This window comes from Synechococcus sp. CBW1004, assembly GCF_015840715.1.
GTDB lineage: Bacteria > Cyanobacteriota > Cyanobacteriia > PCC-6307 > Cyanobiaceae > Cyanobium.
This window is the reverse complement of record NZ_CP060397.1, coordinates 797,508-824,266: the sequence shown is the minus strand read 5'-3', so window position 1 is coordinate 824,266 and position 26,759 is coordinate 797,508. Positions and strand designations below refer to the sequence as shown.

Sequence of the window (26,759 nt, the reverse complement as noted above, 5' to 3'; positions counted from 1 at the left end):
CGGCATTGAATGCTGCAGCAGACCCTAGCGGCCATCCAGCACCAGACCATGGGTGTCGGTGCCACAACAGTGCAAAAGGCCACGTTTGTCGAGGTCCGCGGCGATCGCCTCACAGACCAGCGGCGTCGGCTGCCAGCGCAGCTGCATGTCGTAGTCGTACCAGGTCTCGGCGCCATCGAAGCCGAGATCGGCCGCGGCGGCGATCAGCCGGGTGTAGGGCAGGCGGTAGCGGGCGGGATGGGCCAGCAGCGCCAGTCCGCCGGCGGCCTGAATCGCCGCCAGCACCGCCTCGGCCCGCAGCGCCTGTCCGACCACGGCACTGCCCTGCAGGTAGGGGAGCAGCGAGACGTGGTCGTCGCCGAAACCCAGCGCCAGCACATGCACGAGACAGCCTTCCAGAAGACAGCTGATCTCCACGCCCCGCCAGAGCGTCGGCACTGCCACACCCTCCGCAGCGGCCAGATCGAGGGCGTTGCGGGCACCTTCGAGGGCGCGATGACAGTGGTGATCGGTGATCGCCAGATGCTCCAGCCCGAGGTTGCAGGCCTGCATCACCAGATCGGCCGGGTCGAGGCTGCCGTCGCTGTGAATCGTGTGGCAGTGGAAATTCAGCTTGCCCGGGCAGCTTGTGGCCTCCACCTGCCGCAGCACCGGCGTCAGCGGATGGGCGAGGGCTTCAGGCCGCAGCACCGCTGCCTCCAGCGGCCTCAGCCGCCAATCGCTCGGCCCGCAGCCGTCGCCAGCGGGCATAGAACTGAATCGAGGCGGCCATGAACACCACCAGGGCCACGACAAACCAGGTGGCGGCGCCGGTGGGGAACTGGTTCTTGAACACCACCAGCATCACCACGATCACCAGCAGCAGTGTGGGCAATTCGTTGAGGGCGCGCAGCTGTCTGCCGTTCCAGCTACAGACTCCGCGCTGCAGCTGCCCCATCAGCCGGTAGCAGAACCAGTGGTAGGCCAGCAACGCCGCCACGAAGGCCAGCTTGGCGTGCATCCAGCCCTGCTTCAGCCAGGCGGGATTGACGCTGAGCAGTCCGATGGCGCACACCACCGCCACCACCATGCCGGGGGTGGTGATGATGTTGGCCAGGCGCCGCTCCATCAGCCCGTACTGCTGCTGGAAGGCGGTGCGCAGGGCGGGCTCGAGCTCGTCGGCCTCGCGGTGATAGATGAACAGCCGCACCAGATAGAAGAGCCCGGCGAACCACACCACCACCCCGACAATGTGGAGAGTCTTGAACCACAGGTAGGCCTCGGGCGGCCAGGGGAGGGCAGGCAGGGCGGCGAAGGGCATCGCGAGGGGCGGCATGGGGGAGCGGCAGCCGGGGCGGAGGCAGTGATCAGGCTAGGGGGCTCAGGCCGGCCGCTCCCCGACGCGGCTTGAAGCCCACACCCCGGGAGATCAGATCGCCTCGTCGGCGAGGTGGGCAGCGGCTGCGGCTCTGATCGCCTCCAGCTCGGTGGCATCAAGCTTCTCGAGCTGCTTCATCACCAGCCCCATGCGCGGATTGCGGCGCAGCTGCTCGGCATGGCGATCCAGGAAGTCCCAGTAGAGGACATTGAACGGACAGGCCTTGGCACCGCTGCGCGCCTTGACGTCGTAGCGACAGCCCCGGCAGTAGGTGCTCATGCGGCGGATGTAGTTGCCGCTGGCGGCATAGGGCTTGCTCGCGAGGCGGCCGCCATCGGCGAACAGACCCATGCCGAGCACGTTGGTCTGCATCACCCAGTCGAAGCCGTCGATGAACATGCGATGGAACCAGGCGGTGAACGCCTGGGGATCCAGACCCGCCAGCAGGCCGTAGTTGGCCAGCACCATCAGCCGCTGGATGTGATGGGCGTAGCCGCTGGTGCGGATCTCGCCCAGCACCGTGTCCATGCAGGTCATGCCGCTGGTGGCCAGGTCCTCCAGCCATGCCGGCAGGGGAGCACGGGCGTCGAAATGATTGAGGCCGGCGTAATCGGCGCCGAACCAGTGGTACAGACCGTGGGTGTATTCGCGCCAGCCGAGGATCTGGCGGATCACCCCCTCCAGGCTGGCCAACGGCGTGCCCCGCTCCAGGCCCGCCTGCTCGAGGCGGCGGATCACCTCCAGCGGCTGCAGCAATCCCACGTTCAGGTACGGGCTCAGCAACGCATGCCAGAGGGTGCTCTGGCCCGTCACCATGGCGTCCTGATAGGGGCCGAAGCCATCGAGCCGGGTGGCGATGAAGTGCTCCAGCACCGCCAGGGCCTGCTCGCGCGTCACCGCCCAGCGAAACGGACGGGATTGGCCAGGCAGGGGTGGCAGACCCCCGGCGCGACGCTCGCCATCGAGCGCCTCCACCCTGGCGATGACGGCTTCGGTGATCGCATCGGGTTCGAACCCCAGGGGCTCGGGTCCTTTCAGCCCCTTCGGTGGCGCTCTGCGGTTGTCGTGGTCGTAGTTCCACTGGCCGCCCAGCGGTTCGCCGTCCTCCATCAGCACCCCGAAGCGCCGGCGCCCCTCGCGATAGAAGAGCTCCATGCGCAGCTGCCTGTAGCGGCCGGCCCAGGCCGCGAAGTCCTCGCGGCTCCAGAGGAAGGCATTGGAGGGATGCCACACCAGCCGCAGAGGGCTTTCGTCGGCCAGGCGAGCCACCGTGGCCTCGATGGCCTGCCGGAACGGCCGGTCGGCGGGCTCCATCAGGTGCAGCTCGTCGATGCCGCGTTCCGTGATCCAGGCGGAGAGCGCCGCGCCGAAGCTGGCGGCCTGGCGCTGGTCCACGGCCCAGCCGGCCTCGGTGAGCTCGGCGGCGAAGTGGCGCATGGCACTCCACACCAGCACCAGCTTCTGCTGGTGGAAGGCACGGCGCTCCAGCACCGAGGTGCTTTCGATCAGCAGCACAGGGACCTCGCCGGTCCGGAAGGCGGCGAGCGCGGATTGGGTGGCGCTGAGCTGATCGCCGAGCACCCAGATCCCCGCCGTCATGGGTCGTCGCTCCGCTGCACCAGCGGTTTCACTGTGCCTGGCCGACGAGGCGGCAGGCACGGCGGGCCACGGCCGATCCGTAGCCGCGCTCCACCGGTCCGATCGCCGGACTGATGCGGCCATCACGACAGTCCACCGTGATCCGTTCGTGATGGCCGCTCTGATCGCTGAGACGCATGCGCAGCTGGAAGACGTGCTTCGCGCTGCGGGTGAAGGCATCGCCGCAGACAGGACCGACGCACAGCCCCGGAGCCGCCAGGACGGGGGCGGCGCACAGGACCTGCAGGGTGATCCAGGTGCAGGCGGCGAGGAAAACGACGTGCCTCAACCGGCCAGCTCCAGAGACCGTTCATTCTCTCCGTCGCCAGCCTCCGGCGACGCGGCTCCGGGGTCCTCATCCTCCTGGGGATGGAAGTACTCCCACACCTGGCGCGCCAGGGCCGGACCCATGCCCGGCGCCTCGGCGATCGTCTCGGGGCTGGCGAGCTGGATGGCGTCGATCGAGCGGAAATGGGCGAGCAGATCACGCACCCGCCTCGGGCCCAGGCCCGGGATGTCACCGAGCCTGGAGCGCTTCATGCGTTCGCCGCGCTGCTGGCGGTGGTAGGTGACGGCGAAGCGGTGTGCCTCATCGCGCAGGCGCCGCAGCAGGGCGACCCCCAGCTGGTCCGGCTCGCTGTCGAGGGGTTGCTTCTCGCCGGGCAGGAACACCTCCTCGCGCTGCTTGGCGAGCGAGCAGACCACCAGCTCCTGATCGAGATCGAGTTCGCGCAGGGCCTCCATCACGGCGGAGAGCTGCCCCTTGCCGCCGTCGATCATCACCACATCGGGCCAGTCGCCCATGCCGTCGGTGTGCAGCGCCGAGCCGCCGCAGCGGCGCAGCTCGGCCAGATCGGCGCCCTCCGCCTTGGCCTGTGCCCAGCGGCGGAAGCGGCGGCGGATCACCTCGGCCATGCTCATGAAATCGTCGGAGTGGCCGGCGCGCACCGCACTGCTGCGGATGCGGTATTTGCGGTAGTGCTGCTTGGCGGGAAGGCCGTCGATGAACACCACCTGGGAGGCCACCGCGTCGCTGCCCTGGATGTGGCTGATGTCGTAGCCCTCGATCCGCCGCGGCGGCACGGCCAGGTCGAGGAGCTGGGCCAGGTCTTCGGTGGCCAGCTGGTTCTGCTCGCTGGCCCGCTGGGCGCGCTGCAGTTCATAGCTGGCATTGCGCACCACCAGCTCGATCAGTTCCGCCTTCTGCTGACGCTGCGGCACCAAGAGCCTCACCCGTCGGCCGCGCAGCTCGCTGAGCCAGGCCTCGATCAGCTCCTGCTGCGGCAGCGGTGCCTGCAGCAACAGCTCCGGCGGGATCTCGACGCCCTCCACCTGGCTGTAGTGCTCCTCGATCACCCGCTGCAGGATCAGGCCGTTGGCGGAGGCTGCGGTTCCGTCGTCCTCGGCGTCGCCAGGCGACGCCCGGGCCGCGGCTGGCCCCCCGCCGCCGGCAGACGCCACAGAGGATTCCTGCAACACAGCATCGGCGGTGTAGCCCAGACGGCCCACCAGCTTGCCGGCGCGCATCTGAAACAGCTGCACCGCAGCCACGCGGCCGTCGCTGGCGAGAGCGATCACATCGCGGCTCACCGAACTGTCGCCGATGCTCATCTTCTGATCGGCGGTGAGCGCATCGAGGCCCTGCAGCTGGTCGCGCACGCGGGCGGCACTCTCGAAATCGAGGCGCTCGGCGTAGCGCTCCATCTGCTCACGCAGCAGGGCGATCAGCTCCTCGTTGCGGCCCTGGAACACCATCGCCACCTGCCGCAGGCTGCGGTGGTAGTCCTCCGAGCTGATCTTCTGCTGGCACACCCCGGGACAGCGGCCGATGTCGAAGTTCAGGCAGGTGCGGTCCCGGTGGAGGGGCTGGGGCCGCTGCCGCAGCGGGAACACCCGCTTCACCAGGGCGAGGGTGCGCCGCAGCAGCCCCACATCGACGTAGGGACCGTAGAAGCGATCGAGAGGGGAGTGGAAGCGGCGACGGCGCGTGATGAAGATGCGCGGATAGGCCTCACTCCAGGTGATACAGAGATAAGGATATTTCTTGTCATCCTTCAACAGCACATTGAAGTGCGGCTGATTCTGCTTGATCAGATTCGATTCCAGCGCCAGCGCCTCGGCTTCGCTGTCGGTGACGATGAACTCAATCTCACAGATCTGGCGCACCATCAGACGGATGCGCGGGCTGTGGCCGTGACCGGCACCACTCTGGAAGTAGCTGCGCACACGATGGCGCAGGACCTTGGCCTTGCCGATGTAGAGGATGCGATCCTCCCCATCGCGCATCAGATAGCAGCCGGGCTCAGCCGGTATCTGTCCCAGGCGATCCTTCAGCCGCGCCGGATCGAGCAGCAGAGGACCGGATCCGGCCCCCTGCGCGATGCCGTGGCTCACCCGCCGTACTGCCAGCCGGTGGTGGCCAGCTCGAGGGCGGCGCCGTCGCGGTGCAGCACGGCGTTCTTCACCTGGCCGACGAAGACGGTGTGATCGCCTGCCGCCACCTGGCCGACCAGCTCACATTCCACGGCACCGAGGGCGTCATCGAGGATCGGCAGACCCAGGGCACCCAGCTGGAAGGGGGCGGCGTCGAAACGACCACCGACAGCCTTCTGCGGCTTGAAGAACACGGCCGCCAGATCCTTCTGCTCGGCGGCGAGCACGTTCAGGGAGAAGCGGCCCGTGCGCTGGATCATGCCATTGCTGGTGGAGTCGGCGCGCACCGCCATCACCACCAGGGGCGGCTCGAAGGAGCCCTGCGTCACCCAGCTGGCCGTGAACCCATTGACCTCATCGCCTTCGGCGACGCCGCAGATGAACACGCCGTGGGGGATCTTGCGCAGCAGTGTCTTCTTGGCAGCCGGATCGAAGGCGATCTCGCTCATGGCAGGCAGGGGCAGGCCGACCGACTCTAGGGATCCCCTCCCGGAGGACGGCCGGAAGCGGCTCCGGGGTGGCCCCGCGCAGCATCCACCACGGGTCCATAGGCTGGGCCCTCTCCAGGCCTGCGATGCGTGCCCTCTACCCCGGCAGTTTCGATCCCCTCACCCTGGGACACCTGGATCTGATCGAACGGGGCGTGCGCCTGTTCGATGGCGTCACCGTGGCGGTGCTCCAGAACCCCGGTAAGCAGCCCTGCTTTCCTCTGGAGCGACGGCTCGCCCAGATCCGCGCCGCCACCGCCCATCTGCAGCGGGTGGAGGTGGCGAGCTTCGACGGCCTCACCGTGACCTTTGCCCAGCGATGCGGCGCCGATGTGATCCTGCGGGGCCTGCGGGCTCTGAGCGATTTCGAATACGAGCTGCAGATCGCCCACACCAACCACAGCCTGGCCCCCAGGCTGGAGACCCTGTTTCTGGCCACGGCCGTGGGCTACAGCTTCCTCAGCAGTTCGGTGGTGAAGGAGGTGGCCCGTTTCGGCGGCGATGTCTCCCACATGGTGCCGAGGGGAGTGGCGCAGGACCTTCAGAGGCTCTTTAATCGTGCATCAGCCTCCACTCCCCATGACGTCTGAGGTCCGCATCACCGCCCTCGACCAGCTGGACCAGCTCGAGGAGATCGTCCTTGAGGGCAGCCGCATCCCCTTCAGCGGCGGCCGACTGGTGAACGAGCAGGACGCGATCGAACTGATGGACGCCCTGCGGGAAGCGATCCCTCTGCAGCTCACCCAGGCTGAGGATCTGCTGCGCAAGCGCGATGAGTTCATCGAACGGGCCCGTCAGCAGGCCGAGGAGATCGTCAACCAGGCACGGCGAGAACGCGAGCAGCTCATCAACCAGGCCGGCATCCGTCAGGAGGCCGAGCGCCAGGTGACGGAGCTTCGCGAGCAGGCCCGCCAGCAGTGCGAGCAGATGGTCCTGCAGACCCGTCAGCAGGTCGCCCAGACCGAGCAGGAGCATCAGGGGCGGATGGCCCAGATGGAGCAGCAGTACGCCGGCCGGCGTCAGCAGCTCGAGCAGGAGGCACAGGCCCGCCGGCAACAACTGGAGCAGGAGGCGGCCGATCGCGGTCGTCAGTTGCTCGAGCAGCATGAGCGCGCGCGTCAGCAGGCGATGCAGGAACTCGAAACGATCCGCCAGGAGGGACTGCGCATCCAGCGGGACAGCCAGGCCGAGGCCGAGCGACTGCATAACGACGCGCTGCAGTTCAGCAAGCAGACCCAGCAGCAGTGCGAGATCCTGATGGGCCGCACCCGCCAGGAAGCGAATGCGATTCAGGAGGGAGCGAACCGTTACGCCGAGCAGGTGCTGGGGGAGCTGGAGGGGCGCCTCAAGGACCTGAGCCAGGTGGTGCTCGCCGGGCGCCAGGAGCTGGGTCGCATTCAGGTGCAGGAACCGCCGGCAGCGCCCCGCAGCGATGCCGCCGTGATCCAGGAGCTGGAGCCCGTGGGTGGACGGGCCCGTCGTGCCGCAGGCCGGCTTCGCCGCGCCGCCAGTCGCAACCTGGCCAGCTGAGCAGGGATTCCGTCAGGAGCGGAGACCGCCGGCCAACGTCCGGACGAACAAGCGACCGCAGGAGGAGGGGTGCACTTCGGCTCCCTCTTCCTGCGGTTTTCAGGTGAAACCAGCCTCCGATCTCCCGGTTCCGTGTCGTGGATCAGCGGGACGATCGCCCTGGCCACGGGCTGAGATCGAAGCGTCAGCCGCATCACCGCGGCAAACCCTCAGCGACCGGCAGAACCCTCAGTACGGGGAAACCGCGCTGGGAGCCACCGCGCAGAGGGAAACATTCTGAACCTGGCGCAGGATCGAACCGATGGTGCGATTGGGGGCCGAGGCCCCGTTCGCGATCGCGCTGACATAACGGGGGCCGTCGCTGGTCTGCAGCACGCCGCTGATCGAACGCACACCGGTCAGGGTGCCGGTCTTCGCGAACAGACGGCCGTCCAGGGAGGTTCCCTTGTAGAGATTGCGCAAGGTGCCGCGCTGACCGGCGATCGCCATCGAAGCGATGTAGTCGCGGCCGTAGGGATGTTGATCCATGCGCAGCAACAGGGCAGCCAGGAAGCGTGACGTGAGCCGGTTGCTGCGACTCAGGCCGCTGCCGTCAGAGACGCGCACCCCCTGCATCGGCAGCCCCTGATTGAAGAGCCAGTCGGTCTGCGCCCGAGCGGCCTGGTCAAGATTCCAGGTGCCGGCGGCGGAGCGCAGCAACACCTCCGCGGTGAAGTTGTGGCTTTCGGTGTTGGCTAGGCTGAGCAGCCCCTGCATCGTCGTGGAGGGCTCTTCATGCACCAGTACCGCATCCGCTGGGAGCGGCGCATTCGCATCGATGAGGTTCACATTCGCGCGAGCGCCCTGCTGGTTCAGGGCACGACCGAGCAGCGTGCGCAGGCGGGCGGGCGGATTCATCACCGCGGCCTCGATCACATTGCTGGTGATCGCCAGCCGGGTGACCGGGGCGCCGTAGGCCATGGCGCGATCACCGGAAGCCCAGCCCTGAGGCCACCAGGCCTGGGAGGGGAGTTCCGCCAGCTCCAGGCGGACCGGCTGGCCGCCGCTGGTCGTGGCCACCAGCTTGGCGAAGCGCTGCAGCTGGGGCACGGCCAGATCGGGATCGCCCTGGCCGGTGAGACGCAGTGTGCCGTCGTTGAGGCGCCACAGCTGGGTGCTGAGCCGGAAATCAGGCCCCAGACGGTCGAGCGCGAAGGCGCTGCTGAGCAGCTTCTGATTGGAGGCCGGAACCCGCGGCAGCAGACCATTGACATCGGCCAGCAGACGGCCGCTGGGGTCCGCGACGGACACGCTCCAGACCGACGATTCGGAGCCGATCACCGCCTGCAGCCGCTGCTGCAGCGTCGGACAGCTGACCTGGCTAGCCAACCTCGGGGCACCCAGGGCCGCCGGCTGGGGGGGAAGGGACACCGGCCCGGGCACCTCCAGGGGCCGGTTCGCGGGCAGTGCCGGTGCCCAGGACTGGGCCTGCGCCGCGCCCACCAGGAACGGAGCGCACAGAGAGGCCCCGAGAAGAACCGCCGGCAGCCCCCCCCGCAGCGGCAGTCGGCGACAGGTGCGGGGCAGTGACAGGGGACGCATGGCGGAAACTCAGGGAGGGATCGGAGCGGTCAGACGGCCCTGTCAGGGCTGACCGGATTTGAGATCGGTGACGCTGCCGCCGAAGCGATAGGTGCCCCCTTCCAGTTCCACCGGCGCTCCGATCTTGATCGTCTGGTTGCCGAAGACGACGCCACCGGCAGACCTGCGCCCCTCACCCTCGAGGATGAAACGGGCATCGAAGGTGCCGAAGGTCTTCTGGTTCGGGTCGTCGGCACTCACGACACGTCCATCGGGAGTGAGGGTCGAGATGCGCCGCTGGAGCGGAATGATGCGGTTGATCTTCACCGTGCCATGGGGCTGATTGCGGATCACGATCGACACCTTGCCTTCGCTCTCAGCGGCCTTGAGCAGGCCGGCGGCGTCGGCGGAGGGCACGCCGCGCACATCCACGGACACCGTCACCGGCTGCATGCCACCGGTGGCACGGGCGACGGCACCACTCAGCTTGGGGCTCCAGAACACGCCGACCACGGCGAGCAGCACGGCCGCCCCGGCGCCCAGGTCCACCAGGTTCCAGGAGCGGGGGGTGGAAGATTCGCTGGCCATGGCGTCCGGAAAGTCAGCGAAGTGTACGGAGGTCCGCCAGGGGCCACCAGTGCCCGCAATGGCCGGCCTCAGTTCTGCAGGCCTTCGATCAGATCCCCCAGGGCCCTCAGATTGCCCCCCAGGCCCGCCTCTGCGCCCAGCGCCTCCGCCTGCTGTTCACCATCAGGACGCCGCTCGAACTCACCGGCCAGGCGGTAGCCATCGGGGTCGAGGCGATAGAGCTGCCAGGAGCCGGGATAGACGCGCCGCAGGGCGCTCTCCGCCTGGGGGATCAGGGCATAGGCGGCCTCCCACTGGGAGAGAAAGCCGCGGCGGCGCTGGCGGGCAACGCTGCCGATGCCCACGGCGGCGTCCTCGAGGGCCGCATTCAGCAGCAGCACCGGGCCGCGATGGTTGCCGCAGAGCTGCTCGACCTGCTCGTATTCCGCCTGGCTCGCTCCGAGCAGCAGCAGCACCCCCTCGCTGGGCCCCTCGGCCTGGCGGCGGATCTGATCACCGAAGCTGGCGATCCGCTCGGAGAGCTCCGGCGCATCCCGGCGGGCCAGGGCGGTGGCCCCCATGTCGGCGCAGAGCAACCGCAGCGGCACACCGTCCTGCACCAGAGCCGAGGCCAGACGCAGCACCACCGGCAGCAGGCGCAGCCCCTGGAAGCGCAGCTCCACCGTCCAGCGGCCGCCGCTTCCGACCGCAAGGGCGGCGCGGATGGCCCCAAGGGCCTCGGCTTCAGCGCTCTGCAGATCAGGGGGAAGCATGATGCGCGCGATGGCCGGTCGGGTGGTGGCCGGACCCTACCGGGTTGGCTCCCAGGCCGAGGCGAGCGCCATCCCGGGCTCCGGCCCATCGGCCGGCATCCTCCGGATCCAGGACCCTGCAGCAGACCCAAGGCGTGGCGATGGACGTCCACCGCTGAGAGCACTCACGCGCCCGCCGCCACCGCCGGATCGCGGCGAGCATCCTCCAGAGCCGCCGGGAAGGTCTGCAGCACCTCGGCGCTCACCCAGGGGCCGAGGCTGATCCGCAGGCCGCTGAGGGCCTCCGCGGCGCTGCAGCCCATCGCCAGCAACACCGGACTGGGGCGCTCACCGCCGCCCTGGCTGCAGGCCGAGCCGCTGCTCACCCCCCAACCGCGTCGGGCCAGAGCCCGCACCAGCGCCCGACCCGACAGCGGCCGCCCCTGCCCATCCGCCACGAGCAGGGAGAGGTGATGGGGCAGACGGGCACCCGGCAGCAGCGGATCGGGGCCGGAGAGCCGCACGCCCGGCAGCATCTGCAGCTCTCGCCACAGGTCATCACGCCGGACGGCCATCGGGTCGACGCCGCCATGGGCGGCCAGCCGATCGCGAGCCAGATCGAGGGCGGTGGCGAATCCATGGGCCAGCAGCACCGGCTCGGTGCCGCCGCGGCGTCCACCCTCCTGGCCTCCACCGGCGATCAGGGGGTCGATCTCCACCCCCTCAGCGAGGGCGAGGGCGCCGATGCCGCGCGGCCCCTGCAGCTTGTGGGCGGCGACGCTGAGCAGATCGATCGGCAGCCGGGCCAGATCGATCGGGAGATGGCCGAGCACCTGCACGGCATCAACATGGAGCCGCACTCCGGCGGCGCGGCAGAGACGGCCGAGCGCCCCGATCTCCTGAAGAGTGCCCACCTCGTTCTGCCCCCAGAGGATCGACACCATCCGGGTGGGGGGATCGAGTCGCCGCGCGACCTGGGCTGGATCCAGCCGCCCCAGCCGGTCCACTGGCAGCATCTCAAGCTGCCAGCCCTGACGCTGCAGCAGGCTGGCGGCGGCCAGGGTGGCCGGATGTTCGACCGCCGAGATCAGCAGGCGACCGGGAGGAAGGCGGGAGGCACTTCCCAGCAGGGCGAGGTGGATGGCTTCGCTGCCGCCGGAGCAGAGCACCAGCTGCCGCGGATCGGTGCCCAACCCATCCGCCAGCCGCAACCGACTGCGCTCCAGCAGTTCGGCGGCGGCCAGACCCCAGGCGTGAAGGCTGGAGGGATTCGCCCAGGCCTCCAGGGACGCCTCCTGCATGGCCGCCAGCACCTCGGGAGCCGGCGGCGCCGTCGCCGAGGCGTCGAGGTAGCGGCTCAGGGGCGGCAGGGCCATCGCAGCAGGGCCGTCAGACCCCGGGGTCGACCGGAATGCCGCCGGAGGTGAAGCGGGCCCGCGTTCGGGACTCCAGCGACGTGGTCGCCAGATCCACCAGCTCATCGAGGGAGCGGCCACCCAGCAGCGCCTCGACGCGGGCGCGCGCCTCGGCGCTGGCACAGGCCTCGGGCCGCACGCAACCGTTGACGCAGGCCGTTGAACAATCGATGTCCGGGACGCCGGTGGCAGGCGCGGCGCTCGCGATGACGTCGGGGGCGGCATCGGGGAGCGGGGCTGCCATCGCGGCAGCGTCATCATCTGCAGGCGGCGCCAGCGGGGGAAACTCCGGCAGCGCGATCAGGTCGGGGGCCAGCACCCCCTGGAACACCGCCTCCGCCGGACCGGTCATGAACAGGTGGCCGCTGGCGTCGTCCCAGTCGATCTCGAGGCTGCCGCCGGGCAGATCGAGACGGGCTCGGCGCTCGCTCAACCCCAGCAGATGACAGGCCACCAGCGTGGCGCAGGCGCCGGTGCCGCAGGCCAGGGTGGGGCCTGCGCCACGCTCCCAGACACGCATCACCAGATGCTGTGGCTGCAGGGCCTGCACGAAATGCACATTGGTGCGGGCCGGAAAGGCGGGATGCACCTCCAGGGCGGCACCGAGGCCTTCCAGGTCGACGGCCGCCACGTCCTCCACCGGAATCACCACGTGGGGATTGCCCATGCCCGCCGCCGCCACCCGCAGGCGATAGCCGTCCACCTCGAGTTCCCCCTGGGGCAGGCCCTGAGGACCGACGGGCAGGGTGGTCGGCACCTGCTCCGGCTCGAGAAAGGGAGCGCCCATGTCAACGCGGATCCGGCCATCGGCCTGCAGCTCGGGCACAATCCGGCCGGCCAGGGTCTCGATCTGCCAGGAGCGGCCGGGGCTGTCGCCGTCCGTATCCGCCAGGAAGCGGGCCAGACAGCGGATGCCGTTGCCGCACATCTCCGGTTCGGTGCCATCGGCATTGAAGATGCGCATGCGCAGCTCGCCCCCCTCCCGTGGCGGCAGAGCGAGGATCACGCCATCGCCCCCCACCCCGTAGCGACGGTCACACAGGCGGCGAATGCTCTCCGGGTCGAGATCAACGGGACCGCCACCGTCGCCGAAAGCCAGGCCATGGCGGCTGTCGAGCAGCAGAAAATCGTTGCCGAGGCCCTGATACTTGCTGAACTGAAGCACAATCGCCGCGCCGGAACCGCTTGATCCTATGCAGAGCTTCTTCGAAAAGCGCTCCCCCCGGCTCGACACCAGCCTGCCCAGCGTGCGCCATGTGCAGGAGCTGATCCGCAATCGCACACCCGTCCGCATCGCGCTGTTCGGAGGGCACGAGATGGAGGGCACGATCAAATGGCAGGACGCTCACTTCCTGGCGCTGCGGCAGGAGGCGGGGATGCCGCTGGCCCTTCTGAGCCGCGACGCGATCGTGGTGCTCCGGGCACTGGCCTGAGCCGCGGAGTGGCCGCGGCAGGACACTCTGGCCTGGCCCATCGACGCCGGCAGCGAGCGGCCATGGCCTCAGACGGCCGGAGCACGGAACGATGCTCAGGGGGGTATTGCGCTCTCCGCATGGCCGGCGCGCGCATCATTCACTCCTATTTCAGGACCAAGACGACCCAAGCAGAGTGACGAAACGTCACCAGCACAGCCATAGAGACAGATCCCCGTAAGGGAAGCTCTGATCAAGACCGGGAATTGAGCGCAAGCGTGTCTCATTCTCGCCAATGAGACACAAGTGGGGTATTTTGTCCTTGGCTACTCGCCAGGTACTCCAATCCAGGGCCTGACTGGCTTATTTCTCGTGAGTTCCCCGATCATTTTTGGCTGCTCACCCTCAAGATGGCACACTTATTCTGTCATTTACGCTGTAGAAGGACAACGTTCGCGCACCATCCAGAGATTGGCGAGGGCAAACAGCATCGTCAGCTTGAGGTTGTTCTTGCGGATGCCTCGGTAGAAGACCTTCCGAAATCCAAACTGGCACTTGATGATCCGAAATGGATGCTCCACCTTTGCCCTGACATGTGCTTTCGCCGCCTCCATCAGATCCAGCAGTCTTCCCTCTGGGGTGTCCGGTAGAACTCGGCGCTGTCCGGGCTTCATGGCGATGCGCATCTCTGCTTCGCAGTCCTTGAACGCCTCACGCTTTTCGATGCCGATGTGGCCAGAGTCGCCGTAGATCACGCGTTCCTCGCCATGGACGCGATCGGGTGCCGTGTTCAGCTCATGGACGTTGGCAGCCGTGCTCACCACGGAATGGACCAGACCCGAGGCTGCATCCACACCGATGTGGCACCGCATCCCAAAGAACCACTGGTTGCCTTTGGCCACCGAGTGCATTTCAGGATCCCGCTCGCCCGTCTTGTTCTTGGTTGAACTGGGAGCGTTGATGATTGTGGCATCGAGGATCGTACCCTCCTTAAGCATCACGCCCTTCTCCCGCAGGCTCTGGTTCACCGTCTCCAGGATCTGCTCTGCTATCCGATTCTCTTCCAGGAGGTGGCGGAAGTTCAGGATCGTCGTCTCGTCAGGGATCCGGTCCTCAACCATGTCGATCCCAGCAAAGCGGCGGAAGCAGGGGGTATCGATCAGCATCTCCTCCATCAAGGGATCGGAAAGCGTGAACCACTGCTGCAGCAGGTGGATGCGCAGCATCACCTCCAGCGGAAACGGTGGGCGCCCGCCCTTGGCAGAAGGCCTGTGGTACACAGGCGAAATCAAGGCCAGGAAAGGATCCCAGGGCACTGTGGCTTCCATCTCATCGAGGAAGCGCTGCCGGCGCGTTTTCTTCTTGGCGTAGGTCTGCTCGTAGTCCGTGAAACCCAACTGGAGGGGGGCCGCCATCCGCTGCCAGTCTCATTATTGGAACTGTACTGATTCTATCGGGTTTTTCAGGGGTTCCTAAGATGTAGCGTGTGATTCGCTGTACTGGGATGACCTGGGAGTCGGCCTTCGTTGTCTCCGACAAGCTCGAACTGAAAGTCCTGCGTGACATCAGCCTCAACGTCACCCGCGCCGACAGCCTCGCCAGCCGCGACAGTTCGCTGGCCATCGCCCGACCGGAGTCGGAGGCAGAGACGCTGCAGACATTGATCACCTCCCTGGAGGCGTCCGCACCGGAGTCCCTCACCAGCGCCAGGATCTTTTCCGCGGATCCCTCCTCCAACTGGCTGATCACCGAAGCGCAGGCGATCGGCAGCTCCCGGGCAACACAGATCAACGGCGCCGGCACCTACCAGGTGATCATCAGCGATGTCGCCGGGGACAAGGCTGGCATGGCTGCCACGATCGAAGACATCGTGGCGACGGCCAACACCGTGGAGATCAGAACCACGGAAGGCGATGTCTACCGGCTCTACGAGCAGGGTTCGGGAGCTCTGAATCTCGCGGCAGGCAGCGACAGCGTCTCGATCACCATCAAGCGACTTGGCTCCAACAACAACGGCTTTGCCCTCTACGCCGTCGACCCGGTGACCGGGGCGGTGACGCTGGACGGGCAGACATTCACTGCGGTGCAGCCCGGCTATGTGCAGGCGGCACGCGAGCTGGCGACACGCACTGGCCTGCTGTTCGCTGCAGACAGCATGCCCGCCTACGGAGAGGAGATCACCCTCACCGATGTGCGCCTGAACGCTGGCAGCAGCTACGGAGTGCTGTTCTTCGATGACGCCAACGGCACTGTCTATTCGACCTATTCCGCTGCCAATCGCGGCTTCGCCGTTCAGGTGCAGAGTTTTCTCCCGGAAGACAACAACCAAGTCGTCTTTGGCCTGGAGGATCTCCAGATCGGCACCGCCCCGTGCGACGACGACTTCAATGACCTGATCCTGATCATCGAGTCGCAACTCGAGACGGGCTTCGAACAGCTCACCGTCTTCGGTGACAGCCTCAGTGATTTCGGCTCCCGTGCCGCCGCGCTCTACCAGCAGGTCCTGGCACCGGAGGCCCAGCCCGCCTGGAGCGGATCCACCTTCAGCAATGCCCAGTCCAACTGGCAGACCGACCTGCGCATCAGCCTGGGCATTCCCTTCGACACGAGCACGGGCGCCGGCATCAGCAACAGCTTCATCGGCGGGCCTCCCAGCACGATTCCCGCCCCTCCCGGCAACCCCTCCTATGCGATCGGAGGGGCACTCAGCGGCAACCAGACTCTGTTCGAGGTGCTGGCGAGTCTCAATCCGCCGGAGTTTCCACCACCGCTGCTCGGTCCCCCCTACTCACTCAGCGGCCTGAGGGTGCAATCCCAGATCGCTCACGCCCTGACGGTTGAGTCCAGATCACTGGCCAACGATCTGGTGACGCTCTGGTCCGGGGGGAACAACCTTCTGGCCGCTGTCAGCACCGGGGAGACACTGGAGACGACGCTGCTGACGATTCTCGAGGAGACCCGGGCCAGCCTGATCACCCTGCTCCGCTCCGGAGGGGCCCGCTCGGTGCTGACATCCAGCCTGGCGCCCCTCCAGGGGGAGGTGGATGGGGTCACCTACACCATGCCCTTCCTGAGCCAGCTGCCTCCCGAATGGAAGGCCCTGCTCGACGCCGGCGCCGTCACGGTGTTCCGCGATGCCTTCTCGGCGATGATTGACGACGTGCAGGCGATGTTCCCCTACGCGGCACTGATTGATTTCAACAACGAGTACGGCTTCAACTGCTCACGGTTCGGCGATTCCCTTGGAACCTTCGCCTCCTATGGCATTGCCGACACCACTGAATCGTCGCAGGCGAATCAGGCCACCGATGCTGACGCCTATCTGTATTTCGACGATGTCCACCCCACCCAGTCCGGACACGCCATGCTGGCGCGGTCGATCGAATTGACCCTCGAGGCCGAGCAGACGCAGTTGGACGCTGCCACCTTGAATCAGACGATCGTGGCGCAGGGCGGGGTGGCCAACGGCAGCCGCTTCAACGACGCGATCACGGCGTTCAGCAGCGGCAGTGAACTCAACGGCTTCGCCGGGAACGACCTGCTCACCGGCCTGGACGGTGACGATCTCCTTGACGGCGGGGTGGGCAATGACCTGCTCATCGGCGGTGGCGGCCGCAACCGTTTCCGGGGCGGAGCAGGGGCGGATGTGTTCGCCATCGGCTCGGAAGCATTGGCGGACGGACTGCAGACCATCCTCGATTTCAATGCCGCTGACGGAGATCGGCTGCAGTTGTCGGCCGCCTTCGCCGAGTCCGTCGGCGATCTGTTCTTCATCCCCACCCAGCAGGACTGGCAGCAGGTCGTCGCATTCCAGACGACCGCGGAAGGGGGCCTGCTCCAGATCCGATTCGGTGACCCGGCCACACTCGATGGGGTCATCGCCCTGAACGGCGTGAGCAGCTTCGACACGACCTGGCTCAGCTGATTCCTGCCCGGCGGCGATCGGGGCGCGGCGCCGGGGCCTGCTTCCTCCACGGACTCCCTGGCGCGGAGGAAGCAGGCGGTGGCGATGGCTTCTTGCCTGACGAGCCTGGGTCTGGCTGTGTCACGATCACGCCTGCTCCAGTCCCCCTGGCCCGTGACCGATTCCTCCCGCTATCGCCCACAGGCGATCGAGCAGCAGTGGCAGCGCCGGTGGCAGGACGAACAGCTGTGGGCGACGCCCAGCGCGGACGAGCCCGGCGAGACGTTTTATGCCCTGTCGATGTTCCCCTACCCCTCGGGGAGCCTGCACATGGGGCATGTGCGCAACTACGTGATCACCGATGTGGTGGCGCGGGTGATGCGGATGCGCGGCAGGCGGGTGCTGCATCCGATGGGCTGGGACGCCTTCGGCCTGCCTGCGGAGAATGCGGCGATCGAACGGGGTGTCGATCCGGCGGGCTGGACCGAGCAGAACATCGCCGCCATGCGCGGCCAGCTCGATCAGCTGGGCCTGTCGATCGACTGGGAGCGGGAGCTGACCACCTGCCGGCCCGACTACTACCGCTGGACCCAGTGGCTGTTCCTGCAGTTCCTGGAGGCCGGCCTGGCCTATCAGAAGGAAGCGAGCGTCAACTGGGATCCCGTCGATCAGACGGTGCTGGCCAACGAGCAGGTGGACAGCGAAGGCCGCTCCTGGCGCTCCGGCGCACTGGTGGAGAAGCGCAAGCTGCGCCAGTGGTTTCTGAAGATCACCGCCTATGCCGATCAGCTGCTCGACGACCTGCCCCGGCTCGAGGGGTGGCCGGAGCGGGTGCGCACGATGCAGGCCAACTGGATCGGTCGCAGCACCGGGGCCGAACTGATCTTCGACGTGGTGGAAGCCGCAGGGAACTCCAGCGGCGAACGGATCACCGTGTTCACCACCCGGCCGGACACGATCTTCGGTGCCAGTTACGTGGTGCTCGCCCCGGAACATCCGCTGGTGCCGCAGCTGACCACCGAAGCGAAGCAGATCCCCGTCGAGGCCTTCTGCGATCTGGTGAGCCGCCAGAGCGAGCAGGAGCGCACCGCCGAGGACAAGCCCAAACGCGGCGTGCCGATCGGAACGCGGGTGCGCAACCCGGCCAACGGTGAGCTGATCCCTCTCTGGATCGCCGATTACGTGCTGGCCGAGTACGGCACCGGCGCCGTGATGGGGGTGCCCGCCCACGACCAGCGCGACTTCCTGTTCGCTCGCCAGTACGAGCTGCCGGTGCGTCAGGTGATCATCCCCGAAGGCAGCGACGAGCATGCCTTCGAAGGTGGTGCCTGGACCGAGGCGGGTGTGCTGATCCATTCCGGCCGCTTCGATGGCATGGCCTCTGCAGAGGCGAAGCGCGCCATCACCGCTGCCGCCGAGGCGGAGGGCTGGGGCCGCGAGAAAATCCAGTTCCGCCTCCGCGACTGGCTGATCTCCCGCCAGCGCTACTGGGGCTGCCCGATCCCGGTGATCCACTGCGACAGCTGTGGCGTGGTGCCGGTGCCCGCCGATCAGCTGCCGGTGGAGCTGCCCCGTGATGTGGCCTTCAGCGGCAAGGGCGCCTCGCCGCTCTCGCAGCTCGAATCCTGGAAGCAGGTGGCCTGCCCCTGCTGCGGCCAGCCCGCCCAGCGCGAGACCGACACCATGGACACGTTCATGTGCTCCAGCTGGTACTACCTGCGCTACAGCGATCCGGGCAACAGCCAGCTGCCGTTCAGCAAGGCGGCGGTGAACCACTGGCTGCCGGTGGATCAGTACGTGGGTGGCATTGAGCACGCCATCCTGCACCTGTTGTACTCGCGCTTCTTCACCAAGGTGCTGCGCGATCGTGGCCTGCTCAGCTTCGATGAGCCCTTCAGCCGCCTGCTCACCCAGGGCATGGTGCAGGGGATCACCTACAAGAATCCCCACAGCGGCAAGTACATCGCTCCCGCAGATGTGGCGGATCCCGATGATCCGCGCGATCCGGTCACCGGTGAGCGGCTCGAGGTCTTCTACGAAAAGATGTCCAAATCCAAGTACAACGGCGTCGATCCGGCGGCGGTGATCGATCGCTACGGCGCTGACACGGCGCGGATGTTCATCCTGTTCAAGGCTCCTCCCGAGAAGGACCTCGAATGGGATGACGCCGATGTCGAGGGCCAGTTCCGCTTCCTGCAGCGCCTCTGGCGCCTGGTGGAAGGGGCACACGAGCGCGGTCTCAGCCTCGTGGGCGATGCCGGATGCGCCGGGGCTGTGGAGAGCGTCCTGGCAGCCGAGGGGTCAGCCCTGAACGACGACGAGAAGGCCCTGCGCCGGGCGGTGCACACCGCCATCGCGGCGATCAGCGAGGACCTCGACGGCGACTACCAGTTCAACACCGCCGTCTCGGAGCTGATGAAGCTCAGCAACGCGATGGCTGCGCACCTGGAGGGCAGCCGCCCGGAGGTCGCCTGCGAGGCCCTGCGGGTGCTGCTGATCCTTCTGGCGCCCTTCGCGCCGCACCTGGCCGAGGAGCTGTGGCTCAAGCTCGGCGGCCGCAGCGAGGCGGATTCCCTGGCCAGCAGCAGCATCCACAACCAGGGCTGGCCCGCGGTTGATGCCGGCGCCCTGGTGCGTGACACCGTGCCTCTGGTGATCCAGATCAAGGGCAAGGTGCGCGGCAGCCTCGATGTACCCGCCGATGCCGACAAGGCCACCCTCGAGCAACTGGCCCTGGCCAGCGACATCGCCGCCAAATGGCTCGAGGGCAGGGCCCCCAGCCGCGTCATCGTCGTTCCGGGCAAGCTGGTGAATCTGGTCCCCTGAACTCCCCAGCGGCTGCGATTCCATGAGCGGCGACCCCGGCCTCGGCGACCCCTCCGTGGGACAGAGCGCACTGCTCGGCAGCTGGCAGCTGTGGGCCTTCCTGGCGGCAGCCTTCGCTGCACTGACCGCCGTTCTCGCCAAGCAGGGGGTGAGCGGGATCCCGCCCGATGTCGCCACACTGCTGCGCACCCTGGTGGTGCTGCTGGCCCTCACGGCCCTGGTGGCGGCCAGCGGGCAGCTGCGCTGGGAGGGCCTGCAGACGCTGCCCCGGGCCAGTCTCATCGCCCTGGTGCTCTCGGGCCTGGCCACCGGGGCCTCCTGGCTCTGCTATTTCCGCGCCCTCTCCCTCGGGCCTGTGAGCCGGGTGGCCCCGATCGACAAGCTCAGTGTGGTGCTGGTGGCCCTGCTCGGGGCGGCACTGCTGGGTGAACAGCTCAGCCTGCGCGCCTGGATCGGTGTGGCCCTGATCGCGGTGGGGGGTGTGCTGGTCGCGCTCTGAGTACAGCAAGGACGGGCCCCCAGACCTGCGGGGGGGGGGGCGCCCTCTGGAGAGGAGTTCAGACCGTGGCCCGGAAGCGCAGCGACGCGGGCTCGCCCCAGTCTCCGGTGGCCACCACCGGCCGGCCATTGGCACAGAGATGGCGCAGGATCCAGTAGAGGGGCTCGGGAGAGGGCAGCTGCAACTGCTCCTGCAGCTCAACCAGGCTGCGCTCCTCGGCAGGCTCGAGAGCCTGCTCCAGACGCCCCTGAAGCTCCAGAAGAGCGGCGGCGGCCTTCTTGCCCGCCTCCACACCCGGCTGGTGGTAGGCGTTGATGTTGACCAGTTCGCCGTAGAGGCCCACGGCCCGCTCGAACAGGGCGATCAGGGCACCGAGGGCATGGGCATCGAGGCGGCGCAGGCTGATCGTCAGGTTGGAGCGCCCCTCCTCGCTGAGGGCCGCACGCGTGCCCTGCAGAAATCCATCGAGGAAATCACCGGGATTCTCGCCCTCGAGCGTCGGGATGTCGCCGGGATCCTCCAGCACCTCGATGAAGGTCACAAAGAAGTTGTCGACACCGTCGCGCAGCTGCTGGACGTAGGCGTGCTGATCGGTGGAGCCCTTGTTGCCGTAGACGGCCAGACCCTGATGCACCACCTGGCCGGAACGGTCGAGCCTCTTGCCGAGGCTCTCCATCACCAGCTGCTGCAGGTAGCGGCTGAATACCTCCAGCCGATCGCGATAGGGGAGGACCACCATGTCGCGGATACCGCGACCATCACCGGCGACGTACCAGCTGGCGGCCAGGAGGGCGGCGGGATTGTCGAGCAGGCTGGTGCAGCGGGTGAGGGCATCCATCGCCGCCGCGCCGGCCAGGAAGGCACGGATGTCACTGCCGATCAGCACACCGGGCAGCAGGCCCACGGCGCTGGTGATGCTCGTGCGGCCGCCCACCCAGTCGAACATGTCGAAGCGCGCCAGCCAGCGCCCCTGCTCGGCTTCCTGATCGAGCTTGCTGCCGAGCATGGTGACGGCCACCGCCTGGCGGTTCCAGGTCCCACCGCAGGCCTCGAGCGCCCGTCGGGCCTGAAGCATGCCGATGTGCGGTTCAGGCGTCCCGCCGGACTTGCTGACGACGATCACCAGGGTGGTGGCCAGCCGGTCCCCCAGAGACGTCAGCGTTCGCCGCATGCCGTCGGGGTCGACGTTGTCGAAGAAGTGGAACGGAAGACCGACCCCGGGTTCCTGCAGAGCCCGGATCATCAGCAACGGCCCGAGGCCCGAGCCGCCGATGCCGATCCACAGCACATCGGTGAAGGGCCGACCGGGACTGGCCTCCAGCACCCCGGAGAGCACATCACGGCCGAACGCCTCGATGCGATCCAGCTCAGCGGTGATGTGGTGGGCGGCGGCGGGATCAGGCGCCAGCTCAGGAGCCCGCAGCCAGTAATGCCCCACCTGACGCTGCTCGTCGGGATTGGCGATGGCACCGGCTTCAAGCGCACCCATGGCCTCGAATGCCTGGGCGAAGCGTGGCTCGAGTGCGGCGAGGCTGGTCTCATCGAGGCCCATGCGGCTGGCGTCGAGCCAGAAACCGAGGGCGTCGTCGTGCCAGAGCAACCGGGAGAAGCGCTGCCAGAGCGCGGCTGGATCCTGGCCGTCAAGCGGCGGAAGCGATGTCATGGCCTCTGGAGCGCCGCACTGGCGTGGGAACCGTATCCAGGCGGGTGCGCATCCGGCAAGCCGGATGCGCCGGGAGCAGGTCATATGGGCCAGCCCACACACCGCGCTGCGGCACTGGCCAAAAACGCCAGGTTCTCCTTAAATCAATCTGACTTTTTTACGGTTCTCGCTTGCGCTCTCCTTTCTCCCGCTCCAGCGCCGGGCACAAAGGATCCCTGGGTGCGAGCGGTGCCGTCGGGCTCCTGTCTCCTGATCGCCGCAGCTCTTCCGGGCGATGGCCACTCCCCTGGCCGCTCGGGCTGCTCACCCTGGCGGCGGTGCTGGCCGGTCCCCTTCTGGCCTGGAGAATCGGGCCGATCGGTCAGATGGGGCCCGACCGCGCTCTCACCACCGAAGCGCCGGGTCGCGCTGCTGGCACCGATCCCCATGGTTCAGTCAATGAAGGGCAGCGACCCGACCCGCTCGATTTCACCGCCGAGGAGCTCGCGGAACTGCGCCGGCGCTTCGGGGTGCACGGGCCCCAACCGAAGCTGGCCCAGCTCTTCACCGAGGGCCTTGATCAGTTGCAGCCTCTGCGGGCTCACACCCTCAGCCGGCTCGAGGAGCTCAGGCCGGTCATCCTCAGCGAAAGCCGTCGCCAGCAGATCAATCCGATGCTGGTCGCCGCCGTGCTCTTTGATGAACTGCAGCACGCCAAGCCCGGCGAGGACACCCCCCTGGCCGCCGAATCCGGGCTCTTCCAGACCCACGGCCCGGCCCAGCTCAGCATCGGGGAACTGAAGAAGCAGGGGCTGCTTCCCGACGACCCGACCCCGGAGCAGATCAGTGCGGCGCGCCTGCACCTGCTCGATCCGGAGCGCAATGTCGAGGTGCTGGTCGGTAAGTTCGCCCGGCTCAGCCGCGTCCTGAACCTGCCCCGCCATCGCCTGCTGATGGCCAGCCGCGACCCACGCGACGCCAAGGCCCTGGCCACCCTGGCCTATCTGCACAACGGCAAGCTCGACTATCCCGGCCGCATCCTGCGCTACATGCAGAACCCCGAGCTGCACGGAATCCTCTACGGCACGCGCCGCACGCCCACCAGCCCCCTGATCTGAAGGCCAGCCCCTGATCCGCCACCCCCGGGACCGGAGGGCTCAGATCAGCAGGCGGGGGCCAACCCGAGGGCAATCAGGCGTGTCTTGAGCGCCGACCAGTCGAAACTGCGGGGATCGGCACGCTCGCCACCAAGATCGACATGGCGGTGCGTCGTGACGTTCTCCCATGGAATGTCGTAGGCGCGCATCCAGTCGGCGAGCACGAGGGCGAGGGCGTCGTACTGGGCCGCGCTGTAACCGCTGTGCCGAGGCCCGTCGTGCTCGCCATCGAGAGGCGTCTCGAGGCTCAGGTGCAGGGCGAAGTTGTTGATCGAACCGCCCACCTTGGGATTGGTGATCGCCCATTTGCCCTGGAAGGCGGAGTTGCCGGCCCCGAAGGCGCGCCTGGAGGGATCGAGCACCTGCACCACCTGCCCGTCGAGACCCACGAGGGAGTGATAGCTGACCTGGTCCTCATCACGGGGATGGGGGGTGAGAAAGGTGGCAATGGCCGATTCGATCCCGTACACGGTTTCATGCAGAACCACCACCCGGGGTGTGGGGTCGAGGCGGTTGCCGAAGGCATCCCGCTCGAAACGCTCGCCATAGTTGGTGGGATCGGTGCGGATGCTGCGCTGGTTGAGCCGCAGGCCGGCCATGCGCTCCACCAGATCCCCGTCCACAGCCGGACAGAGGGCGGCCATGGGTGATTGCCAGGCCGGGGCCTCGGGAGGGCGTGGTGCGGGCGTCGCCGGCCGGCTGGGGGTGGGGTTGGCCTGCAGCATCTCGAGAAGCCGGTCGGAACTCAGCTGCGGAGCGGGCCAGCGCAGCCCGGACAACAGCCAGCCCAGTCCGGCGAAGACGAGCGCGGCGGCGCCGACGGCCGCGGGGAGCAGAGGATGAAAGCGGGCCTTCATGGCTGCAGGTGCATCCAGCGGCGACGCCCTTGATGGGCCTCGCTGGTGGCGGCGGGATCGAGCTCCAGGCGCCAGACCGTCAGCGGCGGCGGTTCCAGATCGATCAGGGTCTCGCGCACGCGACCGTCGCGGCAGAACAGCAGCGGCATCGAGGGAGCATCGGGCTCGGTGGCCCGCAGCGCCGCTGCCAGTTCCTCCGGGCTGCGCAGACGCCGCCCGGCGAGGGCCAGCAGTTCATCACCCACCAGCAGGCCCGCCCGCTGGGCCGGACCATCGCGCTCCACCCGCTGCAGCGTCAGGCTGCCGGCCGTGGCAGCCGCCTTGAAACCGCAGCCCCACTGGCTGGAGGCTTCGCTGACCAGACGCAGACCCACCCCGGCCAGCTCCTCGTGCAGCGGTGGATCCTGATGGCCATCGAGCCACTGCGGCAACAGTGTCGCCAGATCGGGATCGTGACCGGTGAAGGCCTCCAGCAGATCAGCCTCCCGGTAGCCGCGCCGGCAGCGGCCATGGGAGCGCCAAAGCTGCTGGAGCACGGCCCCCAGCCAGGAGCCATGGCGCCTGAGGCGCAGATCGAGCACCAGGGCCAGCACAGCGCCCTTGAGGTAGTAGCTGACCTGGCAGTCCGGTGAATGGGCATCCTGCCGATAGAGCTTCACCCAGGCTTCCTGGCTGCTGGCGCGCAGACTCTGCACGTGGCGGCCGGGGGTGAGCAGGTACCGGCTCAGGTCGGCTCCCAGATCGTCGAGCAGCTGCTGTTCCTCGACCAGACCGGCGGCGACGGGCAGAAGCTGGTCGAAATAACTGGTGATCCCCTCAGCGAACCACAGGGTCGGCACGATCGTCGGCCGGTCGTAGTCGTAGGGGGTGAGCTCCGCCGGGCGCAGGCGGCGCACATTCCATTGGTGCAGGTATTCGTGAGCCACCAGTTGCAGCAACCGGCGGCGTCCCTCGGGCCGCTCGAGATCCTGCCTTCCGTAGAGCAGCACGCAGCCGTCATCGTGCTCCAGCCCGCCATAGCCGCTCAGGGGCTGATGCAGCACGAACAGATAGTGCGGCGCCGCCGGCGCCGGCTCACCCATCAGCAGGCAACACTGGTGGCAGAGCCGCGCCACATCGCTCAGCCAGGAGGGGTCGTGGCGCGGCAGATCGCCACCCCAGCTCACCCAGCGGTGCGGCACGCCCTGCACCTCGAAGGCATGCTCCGGATGGGGCCCGGCCTCCACCGGACTGTCGATCAACTGGTCGAAATCGCGGGCCTGCCAGCCGCCCTGACCATCCACAGGCAGGGGCACGAAACCCTGCCAGCCCGGGGGCAGCCACAGTTCCAGCCTGTGGGGCGACCAGCGCTCTCCCTCCACCAGCAGCACCACACCGGCCAGGGCCAGGAAGCCGTGCTCGGCGCTGAGATGGCAGGTGCGCACCGTCAGCTCCGTGGCCAGGATGCGGTAGCGGAGCGTCACGGGGCCACGGATCCTGCTGGCATCCAGCAGCCATTCGGCCACCCCGGTGCGCTCGAGCGGCAGCCGCCGCCCCTCCGCCTCGGCATGCAGATCCTCGAGGGTGCGGACGTAGTCCCGGATCAGATAGGAACCGGGAGTCCAGGCCGGCAGCCGCAGTCGCTGCGGATGGGGGCGGGCCCGGACATGAAGCTCCACCTCCACCAGCTGGCGGTGGGGCTGGCGTAGATCGAGGCGAACCTCAGGCACTGAGCTCGATCTGCGCCATCGGGAGCTGGTCGGCCGCCTCGTCCAGGGCCTTGCGGGCGGCGTAGGCCCGGGTGATCTCACCGAGCAGGCGCTCGAGGCGCTGGCTGCGGCTGAGGCGCTGCAGATCACAGACCAGGCCCAGCGACCCATCCCTCTGGCGCTGCCAGCCGAACTGAAGACCATCGGCCAGCTGGACCTGAAGCTCCACCGGTTGCCGCTCCGGCGGGAAGCTGGGCAGGCTGCCGCCCCGGCTCGGCGTCAGACCCCGGGCGATCAGAACGGCCTCGAGCCGATCGGCATCGCGCAGAACCGTTGGCAGGATGGTGAGGTGGGACAAGGAATGAAGGCATGTCCGGGTCCGGAGACCCTAGCGATCACCTGCAGACCGTCCAGTGGCCGTCGTCACAGCCCTGGCCCGAGCATCGGCCCGTGCGCCTCGGCCTGATGGCCTCCGGCGACGGCAGCAATTTCGAGGCTGTGGTGCGGGCCTGCCGCCAGGGTCCGCTGCGGGCTGACGTGGCGCTGCTGGTGGTCAACAAGCCCGAGTGCGGCGCGATGCAGCGGGCGGACCGGCTGGGCGTGCCGGTGCAGCTGCTGGATCACCGCCTGTTTGCCAGCCGCGAGGCGCTGGATCAGGCCCTGATCGAGACCTTCCGCTCCGCGGGGGTCGATCTGATCGTGATGGCCGGCTGGATGCGCATCGTCACGACCGTGCTGATCGAGGCGTTTCCGGAGCGGCTGGTGAACATCCATCCCTCGCTGCTGCCGAGCTTCCGGGGCGTGGACGCCGTCGGCCAGGCCCTGGCCGCCGGCGTCAGGCTGACCGGCTGCACCGCCCATCTGGTGACGCCGGAGGTGGATGCGGGACCGGTGCTGGTTCAGGCGGCCGTGCCCCTGCTGGAGGGGGATGACCACGGCAGCCTGGCGGCACGCATCCATCGGCAGGAGCACCGCATTCTTCCCCTGGCGATCGCCCTGGCGGCTGCCCGTCTCAGGGGCTGACGCGGGGCGGC

General features: G+C 68.0%; 24 protein-coding genes. 8 read left to right on the top strand and 16 right to left on the bottom strand.

Going from position 1 to position 26,759, the window contains the following annotated elements:
* Positions 1–24: 24 nt before the first annotated feature.
* The 6 genes from H8F25_RS03915 to H8F25_RS03890 form a co-directional block, all read right to left on the bottom strand.
* Positions 25–690 carry a PHP domain-containing protein gene (locus H8F25_RS03915; protein ID WP_197212096.1) on the bottom strand — a complete coding sequence of 222 codons (666 nt, stop codon included), beginning with the start codon at positions 688–690 and terminating at the stop codon, positions 25–27.
* Positions 677–1,315, bottom strand: coding sequence for a protoporphyrinogen oxidase HemJ (gene hemJ, locus H8F25_RS03910; RefSeq protein ID WP_231597060.1), 639 nt, complete (start codon positions 1,313–1,315; stop codon positions 677–679). The genes H8F25_RS03915 and hemJ overlap by 14 nt, the downstream gene beginning before the upstream one ends.
* A gap of 93 nt (positions 1,316–1,408) precedes the next feature.
* On the bottom strand, positions 1,409–2,956 hold the full coding sequence (locus H8F25_RS03905; RefSeq protein ID WP_197212095.1) for a cryptochrome/photolyase family protein: 1,548 nt from the start codon (positions 2,954–2,956) through the stop codon (positions 1,409–1,411).
* A 28-nt stretch (positions 2,957–2,984) separates the two neighbouring features.
* Positions 2,985–3,284, bottom strand: a complete 300-nt coding sequence (locus tag H8F25_RS03900; RefSeq protein WP_370525810.1) for a hypothetical protein — start codon at positions 3,282–3,284, stop codon at positions 2,985–2,987.
* Positions 3,281–5,389: an excinuclease ABC subunit UvrC gene (gene uvrC, locus H8F25_RS03895; protein WP_231597059.1), complete on the bottom strand. Its 2,109-nt coding sequence runs from the start codon at positions 5,387–5,389 to the stop codon at positions 3,281–3,283. The genes H8F25_RS03900 and uvrC overlap by 4 nt, the downstream gene beginning before the upstream one ends.
* Positions 5,386–5,877 carry a flavin reductase family protein gene (locus H8F25_RS03890; RefSeq protein ID WP_197212094.1) on the bottom strand — a complete coding sequence of 164 codons (492 nt, stop codon included), beginning with the start codon at positions 5,875–5,877 and terminating at the stop codon, positions 5,386–5,388. Before H8F25_RS03890 ends, uvrC begins: the two co-directional genes overlap by 4 nt.
* A gap of 125 nt (positions 5,878–6,002) precedes the next feature.
* Here H8F25_RS03890 and coaD point away from each other — a divergent pair, with 125 nt between their 5' ends.
* Positions 6,003–6,506 (top strand): pantetheine-phosphate adenylyltransferase, encoded by a 504-nt coding sequence (coaD, locus tag H8F25_RS03885; protein ID WP_197212093.1) that lies wholly within the window; start codon positions 6,003–6,005, stop codon positions 6,504–6,506.
* Entirely contained in the window at positions 6,496–7,446 is a 951-nt protein-coding gene (locus tag H8F25_RS03880; protein ID WP_197212092.1) for a hypothetical protein, read from the top strand. Before coaD ends, H8F25_RS03880 begins: the two co-directional genes overlap by 11 nt.
* A gap of 228 nt (positions 7,447–7,674) precedes the next feature.
* On the opposite strand, the gene dacB is transcribed toward H8F25_RS03880, so the two are convergent.
* From dacB to dapF, 5 genes are all read right to left on the bottom strand, one after another.
* Positions 7,675–9,027, bottom strand: a complete 1,353-nt coding sequence (gene dacB / locus H8F25_RS03875; protein ID WP_197212091.1) for a D-alanyl-D-alanine carboxypeptidase/D-alanyl-D-alanine-endopeptidase — start codon at positions 9,025–9,027, stop codon at positions 7,675–7,677.
* A 42-nt stretch (positions 9,028–9,069) separates the two neighbouring features.
* Entirely contained in the window at positions 9,070–9,594 is a 525-nt protein-coding gene (locus H8F25_RS03870) for a DUF4330 domain-containing protein (protein WP_197212090.1), read from the bottom strand.
* Between the two features lie 68 nt (positions 9,595–9,662).
* Entirely contained in the window at positions 9,663–10,346 is a 684-nt protein-coding gene (locus tag H8F25_RS03865; protein WP_197212089.1) for a DUF1995 family protein, read from the bottom strand.
* Between the two features lie 164 nt (positions 10,347–10,510).
* Positions 10,511–11,701, bottom strand: coding sequence for a cysteine desulfurase family protein (locus H8F25_RS03860; RefSeq protein WP_197212088.1), 1,191 nt, complete (start codon positions 11,699–11,701; stop codon positions 10,511–10,513).
* 13 nt (positions 11,702–11,714) lie between these two features.
* Positions 11,715–12,905 (bottom strand): diaminopimelate epimerase, encoded by a 1,191-nt coding sequence (dapF, locus tag H8F25_RS03855; protein WP_197212087.1) that lies wholly within the window; start codon positions 12,903–12,905, stop codon positions 11,715–11,717.
* 28 nt (positions 12,906–12,933) lie between these two features.
* Here dapF and H8F25_RS03850 point away from each other — a divergent pair, with 28 nt between their 5' ends.
* Positions 12,934–13,173 (top strand): RNA chaperone Hfq, encoded by a 240-nt coding sequence (locus H8F25_RS03850; RefSeq protein ID WP_197212086.1) that lies wholly within the window; start codon positions 12,934–12,936, stop codon positions 13,171–13,173.
* Positions 13,174–13,583: 410 nt separating this feature from the next.
* On the opposite strand, the gene H8F25_RS03845 is transcribed toward H8F25_RS03850, so the two are convergent.
* Positions 13,584–14,567: an IS5 family transposase gene (locus H8F25_RS03845; RefSeq protein ID WP_197210200.1), complete on the bottom strand. Its 984-nt coding sequence runs from the start codon at positions 14,565–14,567 to the stop codon at positions 13,584–13,586.
* Between the two features lie 89 nt (positions 14,568–14,656).
* Between H8F25_RS03845 and H8F25_RS18025 the strand changes: the two genes are divergently transcribed.
* From H8F25_RS18025 to H8F25_RS03830, 3 genes are all read left to right on the top strand, one after another.
* Positions 14,657–17,077, top strand: a complete 2,421-nt coding sequence (locus tag H8F25_RS18025; RefSeq protein ID WP_197212085.1) for an SGNH/GDSL hydrolase family protein — start codon at positions 14,657–14,659, stop codon at positions 17,075–17,077.
* A gap of 153 nt (positions 17,078–17,230) precedes the next feature.
* Complete coding sequence (gene leuS, locus H8F25_RS03835; protein WP_231597058.1) at positions 17,231–19,882, top strand: leucine--tRNA ligase; 2,652 nt, start codon at positions 17,231–17,233, stop codon at positions 19,880–19,882.
* 22 nt (positions 19,883–19,904) lie between these two features.
* Positions 19,905–20,381, top strand: coding sequence for an EamA family transporter (locus H8F25_RS03830; protein ID WP_231597057.1), 477 nt, complete (start codon positions 19,905–19,907; stop codon positions 20,379–20,381).
* Between the two features lie 58 nt (positions 20,382–20,439).
* Here H8F25_RS03830 and H8F25_RS03825 read toward each other — a convergent pair whose 3' ends face one another.
* Positions 20,440–22,044 carry a glucose-6-phosphate isomerase gene (locus H8F25_RS03825; RefSeq protein ID WP_197212083.1) on the bottom strand — a complete coding sequence of 535 codons (1,605 nt, stop codon included), beginning with the start codon at positions 22,042–22,044 and terminating at the stop codon, positions 20,440–20,442.
* A gap of 317 nt (positions 22,045–22,361) precedes the next feature.
* On the opposite strand from H8F25_RS03825, the gene H8F25_RS03820 reads away from it, so the two are divergent.
* Positions 22,362–23,141: a helicase DnaB gene (locus tag H8F25_RS03820; protein WP_231597056.1), complete on the top strand. Its 780-nt coding sequence runs from the start codon at positions 22,362–22,364 to the stop codon at positions 23,139–23,141.
* Positions 23,142–23,185: 44 nt separating this feature from the next.
* Here H8F25_RS03820 and H8F25_RS03815 read toward each other — a convergent pair whose 3' ends face one another.
* From H8F25_RS03815 to H8F25_RS03805, 3 genes are read right to left on the bottom strand one after another with little or no spacing between them, the layout of a single operon-like run.
* The gene (locus H8F25_RS03815) at positions 23,186–24,037 is read right to left on the bottom strand and encodes an N-acetylmuramoyl-L-alanine amidase (RefSeq protein ID WP_197212082.1); all 852 of its coding nucleotides are present in this window, start codon (positions 24,035–24,037) and stop codon (positions 23,186–23,188) included.
* Positions 24,034–25,746 carry a M61 family metallopeptidase gene (locus tag H8F25_RS03810; RefSeq protein WP_231597055.1) on the bottom strand — a complete coding sequence of 571 codons (1,713 nt, stop codon included), beginning with the start codon at positions 25,744–25,746 and terminating at the stop codon, positions 24,034–24,036. Before H8F25_RS03810 ends, H8F25_RS03815 begins: the two co-directional genes overlap by 4 nt.
* Complete coding sequence (locus H8F25_RS03805) at positions 25,739–26,083, bottom strand: DUF1257 domain-containing protein (protein ID WP_231597054.1); 345 nt, start codon at positions 26,081–26,083, stop codon at positions 25,739–25,741. The genes H8F25_RS03810 and H8F25_RS03805 overlap by 8 nt, the downstream gene beginning before the upstream one ends.
* A gap of 92 nt (positions 26,084–26,175) precedes the next feature.
* Here H8F25_RS03805 and purN point away from each other — a divergent pair, with 92 nt between their 5' ends.
* On the top strand, positions 26,176–26,748 hold the full coding sequence (purN, locus tag H8F25_RS03800) for a phosphoribosylglycinamide formyltransferase (RefSeq protein ID WP_370525808.1): 573 nt from the start codon (positions 26,176–26,178) through the stop codon (positions 26,746–26,748).
* Positions 26,749–26,759 lie beyond the last annotated feature (11 nt).